The organism is Streptomyces sp. DvalAA-14 (assembly GCF_900091855.1).
GTDB lineage: Bacteria > Actinomycetota > Actinomycetes > Streptomycetales > Streptomycetaceae > Actinacidiphila.
The window spans coordinates 1-7,467 of record NZ_FMCH01000532.1 but is presented as its reverse complement, the minus strand read 5'-3'; the positions used below and the strand labels follow the sequence as shown (position 1 = coordinate 7,467).

The window sequence follows — 7,467 nt, the reverse complement described above, 5'->3', positions numbered from 1 at the left end:
GCACCCGACTTCCTGCCCCCCCGGCGCCACCTGGATGCCGGCCCCCGGGCATGTGCTGCCCGCGGTGGCCGGCGGCGCTCCGATGGTCGGCTACCTGGTGCTCGTGCCGGTGGAGCCCGCCCCCGCCCCGGCCGCCCCGGAGCTGCCGCAGGGCGCGGCGGACGCGGACGACGCACCGGTCAGGATCGACAGCGAACGCCGTACCGCGGTGGTGGAGGGGCGTCAGCTCGACCTCACCTACCTGGAGTTCGAGCTGCTGGCCCATCTCGTCGCCCACCCGCACCGGGTGCACTCCCGCGACCAGCTGGTCACCACCGTCTGGGGCTACGGGCACGTCGGTGACGGCCGCACCGTGGACGTGCACGTGGCCCGGCTGCGGCGCAAGCTCGGCGCCGCGCACCGCGGCAGCATCGTGACCGTGCGGCGGGTCGGCTACAAGTACGCCCCGGCGGTCACGGCACGACCGTGACCGGCCACCGGCCGGCCTTCACCAGCCGGACGGCGACCGAACCCACGAAGCGGTGGCCGGCGCGCTCCGAGGAGCCGACCACCACCGCGTCCGCGGTCAGCTGGTCGGCGGCCATCGCCAGCCCGTTGTAGGGGTCGCCGCGAAAGGTGTGGAACTCCCAGCGCACCCGGAAGGTGTTCCCCACCCGCTCGACCGCTTCCCTTATCTCGGCGAGCAGCTGCTCGGCGATCCCGGTGTCCCCGTCCGGCACCGGGACGCCGAGCGCCGCTCCGCCGGACAGATAAGGCTGCACATACACCAGCGCGAGCAGCGCGTTCTGCCGGCGCGCCAGCCCCGAGGCGTACGCCGCGGCGCGCCAGGACGATTCCGACCCGTCCAGTCCGGCAACGATGACCTTGGGCCCGTCCGTGCCGCGCTCGAAGTACGCGGGGACCTGCTGTTCTTCCACGCCGCACAGGCTATCGACCTCGGACCCCGGCACCCATCCCCTGAGCTGGACCGCGTTCTCACCCGAATGGACTCATTGCCACGACATGAGCCCATTTGCGATGCACGCTTTCGGAAGAGGAGTGAAACAGGCGGCTCGTCCGCCCGGCGCCCCACCGACAATTTCCGGTCCGCGCCTCGCGTGCTCAGCCGCCCACGCCGCTACCGGGGAGGTTTGTGATGCCGAGCGTTTCCACGAACGTGTTCGTGCCAAGGCCGGCCACCGAGGTCTTCGACTTTCTCGCCGATGCCCGCAATCTCGCCCTGTGGAGCTCCGGAGTGGCCTCGGTCGACGCCGCGTTCGTCGAGCCCGGCGCCCGGGCGGTGTACCGCTACCGCTATCCGGGCCGGCGCCGGCCGCACCGCCTGGTCTGCGCGGACTACGAGCCGTGCCGGCGGATAGCCTTCCGCGGCCAGCGCATGTGGAGCCCGCTGGGCACCCAGGTGCCGCTCTACGCCTTCGACCTCCTCCCGCACGCGGACGGCACCCTGGTCCGGCTGTCGGTCACGAGTTCGCTCAGCGCCGGCCTGCTGCTGCTCGGCCCGCTGATCGCGATGGCCTGGCGGCGGGATCTGCCGACCGACGGCCGCAAGTTCTGCGACGTGCTCGGCGCCGCGGCGCCCGCCCGGCCGGCGCTGCCCGCGGCCGCGCCGGAACCGGAACCGGCACCGGCACCCGCGGCGGGCTCCGAGGAGGCCGGCGCCCCCGGGCCGGCCTCCTCGGAGCGCACCGGCTTCGACTATGCTCATTGAGTGTTAAACTAACAATGCGCGGCGAACTCCGGTCCGCCCGCCCCTGAACTGCCCCGGCCTGGTCCCCCCGTCCCGGCCGGGGCTCTTTTGTGCCCGGACCGTGTCGTCCCCGGACCGCGTCATCCCCGGGCCGATTCGTGCCCCAGCCCGCTCTGTGCCCCGGCCGCCGCCGCGAACCCCGTTGTCGGACCCCCCGCGTAGGTTGGCGATCATGACGAACGCGCACTCCCACCCGCCGGTCGAGCTGGAACTGCGGCCCTGGTCGCAGGACGACTTCTGGGTCCTCGGCAGGACCAACACCCCGGAGATGACCGATCACCTCGGCGGCCCGGAGGACGAGGCCCAGCTCGCCGCGCGCCTCTTGCGCTACCTCACCATCGACGGCGACGCGGGCCGGATGTACACCGTCCGGTCGCGGCCGGACGGCGAGGTGGTCGGCTCGATCGGCTTCTGGAGCCGCAACTGGCAGGGCGAGGACATCTACGAGACCGGCTGGGGCGTGCTGCCCGAATTCCAGGGCCGCGGCATAGCGGCCCTCGCCGCCCGGGCGCTGATACGGGAGGCCGCCCGCCTCGGCAGCCGGGCGCATCTGCACGCCTTCCCCGCCGTCGACCACCCGGCCTCCAACGCGGTCTGCCGGAAGGCGGGCTTCACGCTGCTGGGCGAGTGCCGGTTCGAGTACCCGAAGGGGACCTTCATCCGCTCCAACGACTGGGTGGTGGACCTGCCGTCGGCCGGCTGAGCGGGAGGGCGGCCGGGGGTGGCGCGGACCGGTTCGGCGTACGGGCCGGGCCGGCAGCTGGCAGACTCCGGCCAGAGCGTTGTCCCGCCCGAGCCGGAGGCCCGTCGTGCGCAACCGCACCCCCGTCGCCCTGACCGCTGCCGCCGCCGTGACGATGGCCCTCACCGTCGGCGCGGCCGGTGCGGCGGCGGTGGCCGCCCCGCCGCGGAAGGCCGGCGTCCCGCTGCGGCTCCCGCTGCCCCGGATGATGCGCGACACCGGTGGCGGCACCCAACTGCTGACCGTGACCGCGCCGACATTGGCCTCGACCACCGCCACGCTCGTCCAGTGGGAGAAGACCGGCAGCGCCTGGAAGCAGGTCGGCAGCCTCCCCGCCCGCCTGGGTGCCAAGGGCCTGGTGGAGGGCACCGCCCGCAAGCAGAACACCGACACCACGCCCACCGGCCTGTTCGGGCTGCCGTTCGCCTTCGGCAACGCCGCGGCGCCGGCCGGCACCACGCTGGCGTACCGCCCCGTCACCGGCACCTCGTGGTGGTGCGAGGACGCCGCCTCCACCGCCTACAACCGCTGGACGAGTCCGCTGCCCAAGGACTGCCGGGCGAGCGAGTCGGAGCGGCTGGCCGACTACCCGACCCAGTACGCGCACGCGGTGGTCATCGACTTCAACTACGCCAAGCCGGTCAAGGGCCGCGGCGCCGGGATCTTTCTGCACGTCAACGGCAGTGGGGCGACGGCGGGTTGTGTCTCGGTGCCGGCCGCGGCGATGAACCGGATCCTGGCCTGGCTCAAGCCCGGCGCCGCGCCGCACATCGCGATCGGTACGGCGGGCGGCGGTACGGCGGTGTCCCGCTACTGACCCGGGAAGCTGCCCCCGGAGCGTCACGCTGTGCGTTCAGCTATGCGGGTAGAGTAAAATATTCGCCAAGCGGAGGCCGCTGACGGCCTGTTGGCATGGCTCGATTCAACGTAATCGCCGCAGGTCGGACGCTTGAGTCCGGCCCCGGTGGTCGGCCGGGCGGAGGGAAACCCAGTTGCACAGTCGCACTCGTCCGCGCTTGATCCGCCATGTCATGATGCAACCGGCCGGCAGCCGTGCGACGCGAGGGACGGGGACCCTTCGCGGCTCGCCTTCGGCGCACGTCCGACGACCGCAAGTGCCGACAGGCACGCGAGCGATCAGGGGGGCATTGCAGGTGTCAGAAGAAGTCGGACCGAGGTTCCACTGGTCCAGACCGGTAGGCGGGAAAGCAGCCGTCATCCTGCTCCTTGACGAGGTGCCCGTATGAGGAATGATTTATTGCTCGCCTTACGGACCCAACGCGGCTGGACCCAGGAAGAGCTGTCCGAGCGCTCCGGGATCAGCGTGCGCACCATCCGGAATCTGGAGCGGGGACGGGTGCAGAGCCCGCGCCGCAGCTCCCTCGACCTGCTGTTCTCGGTGCTCGATCCCGAACAGCGCGGGAGCCGTGCGGCGGGGGCCGCACCGCCTGGCGCCGGACTCCCGGGGGCCGGGCAGGGGACCGGGCGCGGCGTCGGGAGTGGCGTCGGGAACGGTGTCGGGAACGGCGCGGCCGGAGCGTTTCCGCTCGCGCGGCAGGGGCGGACGGGCGGGCAACCGGCCCCGTCCTCCAGCACGATGCCGACCCCGCCCCTGACCCCGCCCCCGGCTTTCGGCGCCGCGGCAGGGGCCACCGGGCCCGGGTTCACCCCCGCCGCCCGCCTGCAGACCCGCTGGCGCGGGCCGCGAGCGCCCAGGACGGCGCTGGTCGGCCGGGACGGCGACCTCGACCGGCTCTGCGACATCGTCACCGGCCACCCGGTCACGGTCATCACCGGGCCCGGCGGTATCGGCAAGTCGCGGCTCGCACTGGCGGTCGCGGAACGGACCGCCGGCGCGTTCCCCGGCGGCGTCGCGGTGGCCCAGCTCGGCCGGATCACGGCGACGGCAGGCGTGGCGGGTGGCTCGGGCGGTGTCGGCCCGGGTTCGGGTTCGCGTCCGGGGTCGGCCCCTGGTTCGGGTCCGGCGGGTCTGCCGGTGGCGGGCCTGGCCGGCCCGGGCGGTGACGGTCCGGGCGCGCTGGCCGCCGCCGGGCAGGCCGTCACCGAACTGCTCGGCGACGAGCGGCAGCCACGCGGGAGCGGTCCCGCGCTGCTCGTACTCGACACCGCCGAGCACCTGCCGCAGACCACCGCGCTGCTCGTGGAGCAACTCCGCGGCGCCTGGCCGGACGCGCGGATCGTCGTCACCACCCGGCGGCCCCCCGTACTGCCCGAAGCCCGCATCTTCGAGACCGCGCCGCTCCCGCTGGACAGCGCGGTGGAGCTCATGTCCCGGCGGCTGGCCAGCAATTCGCTCACCGACGACCTCGCCGGGTCACCGGACCGGGTGCGGGAGCTGTGCCGGGAGCTGGACTGCGTACCGCGGCTGATCGAGTTCGCCGCGTACTGGCTGCGCAGCGTGCCGGTATCGGCGCTGCTGCGGCCCGAGCACGTGCTGGAACTGCTCGGCGTCCCGGACGTCTCGGCGCTGCCGCACCAGCGGTCGATGCGGGGCAGCCTGGAGTGGAGCTGGGGAATGCTCGACTCGCGCCAGCGGCAGTTCATGGCCCGGCTGGCCGAGCGGCCGGAGCCGGTGGCCAGCGACGGGATCGGCTCCGACGCCGGATCGGAGGCGGAGTTCAGCAGCACCGAGGCGGTGTGCCTGCTCGCCGAGCTGGCCGACGCGTCGCTGCTCCAGGTCCGCAGGGGGCACCGCTACGAGTACCGGATGCTCCGCCATGTCCGGGCGTTCGTCCGCCACCGCGCCCAGCCGGCGACGGCCCTGACCCGCCCGACCCCGCTCCGCGCGGCGGCCGGCGGCTGACCCCTCCGAGGGGAAGGGGGCCGGGCCCTCCCGCCGCTGCTCCCCGGTCCCGGGCCACCCGCGCGGTTCCCTCTCCGCCGAGCGGCACACGCCCCGCAGGGGCATAGGAGCCGTGGTCCCCGCGCCCCGCTGGGGCGCGGGGAACCGCCCGGCCGGCCACGTGCCGGCAGAAGGTCCGGTGCCGGTGGCGCAACCCGCCCCCGGCGGGCCCCCGCACTCAGGAGCGCAGCACCGCCGCGATCCGCCCCACGTCCGCCAGCGCGTCGTCCGGGACGAAGCGGACCCGGGCGCCGGTGTCCAGGGCCTGTTCGGCGATCTCGTCCACGATGTCGTCGCGGGCGCCCCGCTCGCCGGGCCCCGCGGGCACCAGGTGCTCGCCGGTGTCGCGAACCGTGGCGCGGTAGCCGTCCTCGATGGCGACCAGGCCCACCCGGCCCTCGGAGACCGACTGCCACACCTCGTCCACCCCGCCCGCGAAGGATTTGCGGCCGCGGGCACACCGCGTGCGGGACCGGCGCCGGGGCGTGCTGCCGGCCGCCGCTCCACAGCGTGGCGACCCGCGAATCCAGGGCGAGCACCCAGTACGGCTGGTTCGCGGTGTGCGCGGCCACCAGATTGCGGGTGAGGAAGGTCTGGGCGAGCAGCACCCGGGCCGGCACCGACCGGCCGAGCGACCAGACGTGGTGCTCACCGGGTGCGGCGAAGATCGCCAGCCCCTCGCCGCCGTGCACCGGATCCACCTCGGTCAGCGCCTGGTCGAGCTGCCCGATGACGTCGATCCGGTCGGTCCGGGAGATCTCCGGGTCGTTGTGCAGGGCCTCCTTGGCCTCTTCCAGCAGGTTGCGCAGCCGAACGGAGTCCTGCGCGCGGTCCGGCTCGCGCCGGTGGGTGGGGAGCAGCACGGAGACCGCGGGGTACTTGCGGGGGCGGCGCAGCTCGGCGAGCACGGCAGGGGTGACCGGCTGGTGCGTGGACGGCATGGCGGACCCTTCCGGCGACGCCCCCGAGGAAAACAGTCCCTTCCTGGATAGCTCAATGTGCGGGCGCCCGCAGCCGGGGGCGGCACCGGCCCCGCCCCGCCCGGCCGTATCGGACTGGCGTGGGTCCGGCCGGGGCCGTACTGACAGGCATCGGCTCGTATGAAAAGCTGCCGAGCGGTGAAAGAAGGGCGGGGCCGTGGGGCGGGAGCCGGGTTCACGTGGGGGAGTAGGCAGCGGGCAGGCGGCGCTGGCCGTACTGGTGGTCGCCGGAGTCGGGGTGGCCGCGCTGCTGCTGCGGACGGGCGGCGGGCTCGGCAAAGGCAGCGGACCGCTCGGCGGCAATGGCGCGGTGGTCATCCTGCTGGCGCTGGTCTGGGCGGTCGGCGGACTGACGCTCAGCAGCCGTTACCGGCAGCAGGTCGGCTTCGACCAGGAGCTGAGTCCGCTCGAGGAGCGGCTCGCCGACACCGTGCGGTACGCGCTGATCGTCCTCGCGCTCGGGGTGCCGGCCCTGATCCTGGGTCTGCACCGGTTCGACAGCGGCGGCGGCGCGTCCCGGCCCGGCGACACCGTGCCGGAGAGGCCCGGCATCCAGTTGCCCCCTGCCCCCGCCCGTCCGGTCGCGGACCCACACACCGCACAAGTCCCACCTCCACCTCCCGGCGCACCTCCTTCTCGGCGTCGGCCTCGCCCTGCTCCTCGCCCTGGCGCTGGTCGCGGCCGTCTACCTGTGGCGGCTGTTCCACCCGGCGCCGGAGCCGCCGCCGGTGGGCACGTACAGCGTCATCGACGACGAGCAGCGGCGGCTCGCCGAGGCGGTGGACTCCGGCCGGCGCGCACTGCTCGGCGGGGACGACGCCCGCGCCGCGGTCATCGCCTGCTACGCGGCGATGGAGCAGTCCCTGGCCGCCTCCGGAGTCGCCAGAAAAGCCTCGGACAGCCCGCGCGACCTGCTGGAGCGGGGCGCGGACAGCGGCCTGCTGACCGGCACCAGCGCCGCCACGCTCACCGACCTCTTCCGTGAGGCCCGCTACTCCACCCATCCGATGGGCGACGCCCACCGGGACCGGGCCGCCGCAGCGCTCGCCGAGATCGCCGGCCGGCTCGACACCGACCGCACCGCCGCGGAGGCCGCGTCGTGAAGACCCCGCCCGCGACGCCCCCGCCCGCGACG

General features: G+C 74.4%; 8 protein-coding genes and 2 pseudogenes. 7 read left to right on the top strand and 3 right to left on the bottom strand.

What is annotated here, in order from left to right:
- Positions 1-469 (top strand): winged helix-turn-helix domain-containing protein (locus GA0115240_RS28595; RefSeq protein ID WP_093741090.1); only part of this gene is annotated, 469 nt, incomplete at its 5' end.
- On the opposite strand, the gene GA0115240_RS28590 is transcribed toward GA0115240_RS28595, so the two are convergent.
- On the bottom strand, positions 453-917 hold the full coding sequence (locus GA0115240_RS28590; protein WP_093741087.1) for a universal stress protein: 465 nt from the start codon (positions 915-917) through the stop codon (positions 453-455). The two genes, GA0115240_RS28595 and GA0115240_RS28590, sit on opposite strands and share 17 nt — an antisense overlap.
- Before the next feature lie 218 nt (positions 918-1,135).
- On the opposite strand from GA0115240_RS28590, the gene GA0115240_RS28585 reads away from it, so the two are divergent.
- From GA0115240_RS28585 to GA0115240_RS37345, 5 genes and pseudogenes are all read left to right on the top strand, one after another.
- Entirely contained in the window at positions 1,136-1,708 is a 573-nt protein-coding gene (locus tag GA0115240_RS28585) for an SRPBCC family protein (protein WP_093741085.1), read from the top strand.
- A gap of 211 nt (positions 1,709-1,919) precedes the next feature.
- Complete coding sequence (locus tag GA0115240_RS28580; protein WP_093741083.1) at positions 1,920-2,450, top strand: GNAT family N-acetyltransferase; 531 nt, start codon at positions 1,920-1,922, stop codon at positions 2,448-2,450.
- Between the two features lie 154 nt (positions 2,451-2,604).
- Positions 2,605-3,306: a L,D-transpeptidase family protein gene (locus GA0115240_RS28575; protein ID WP_093741089.1), complete on the top strand. Its 702-nt coding sequence runs from the start codon at positions 2,605-2,607 to the stop codon at positions 3,304-3,306.
- Positions 3,307-3,732: 426 nt separating this feature from the next.
- Positions 3,733-3,882: pseudogene (locus tag GA0115240_RS28570) on the top strand (helix-turn-helix transcriptional regulator); the annotation flags it as partial.
- Between the two features lie 204 nt (positions 3,883-4,086).
- Positions 4,087-5,313 (top strand): hypothetical protein, encoded by a 1,227-nt coding sequence (locus tag GA0115240_RS37345; RefSeq protein ID WP_176725198.1) that lies wholly within the window; start codon positions 4,087-4,089, stop codon positions 5,311-5,313.
- A 217-nt stretch (positions 5,314-5,530) separates the two neighbouring features.
- Here the strand turns inward: GA0115240_RS37345 and GA0115240_RS28565 are convergent.
- Positions 5,531-6,293: pseudogene (locus GA0115240_RS28565) on the bottom strand (hypothetical protein).
- A gap of 214 nt (positions 6,294-6,507) precedes the next feature.
- Entirely contained in the window at positions 6,508-6,822 is a 315-nt protein-coding gene (locus tag GA0115240_RS38770) for a hypothetical protein (protein WP_237555283.1), read from the bottom strand.
- Between the two features lie 238 nt (positions 6,823-7,060).
- Here GA0115240_RS38770 and GA0115240_RS38765 point away from each other — a divergent pair, with 238 nt between their 5' ends.
- Positions 7,061-7,435: a DUF4129 domain-containing protein gene (locus GA0115240_RS38765; protein ID WP_256070047.1), complete on the top strand. Its 375-nt coding sequence runs from the start codon at positions 7,061-7,063 to the stop codon at positions 7,433-7,435.
- The last annotated feature ends 32 nt before the right edge of the window (positions 7,436-7,467 follow it).

Excerpts from the sequence above, each read along its gene's own strand:
- GA0115240_RS37345 (WP_176725198.1), top strand. The coding sequence starts at position 4,087 with ATGCCGACCCCGCCCCTGACCCCGCCCCCGGCTTTCGGCGCCGCGGCA.
- GA0115240_RS28580 (WP_093741083.1), top strand. The coding sequence starts at position 1,920 with ATGACGAACGCGCACTCCCACCCGCCGGTCGAGCTGGAACTGCGGCCC.
- GA0115240_RS28575 (WP_093741089.1), top strand. The coding sequence starts at position 2,605 with ATGGCCCTCACCGTCGGCGCGGCCGGTGCGGCGGCGGTGGCCGCCCCG.
- GA0115240_RS28585 (WP_093741085.1), top strand. The coding sequence starts at position 1,136 with ATGCCGAGCGTTTCCACGAACGTGTTCGTGCCAAGGCCGGCCACCGAG.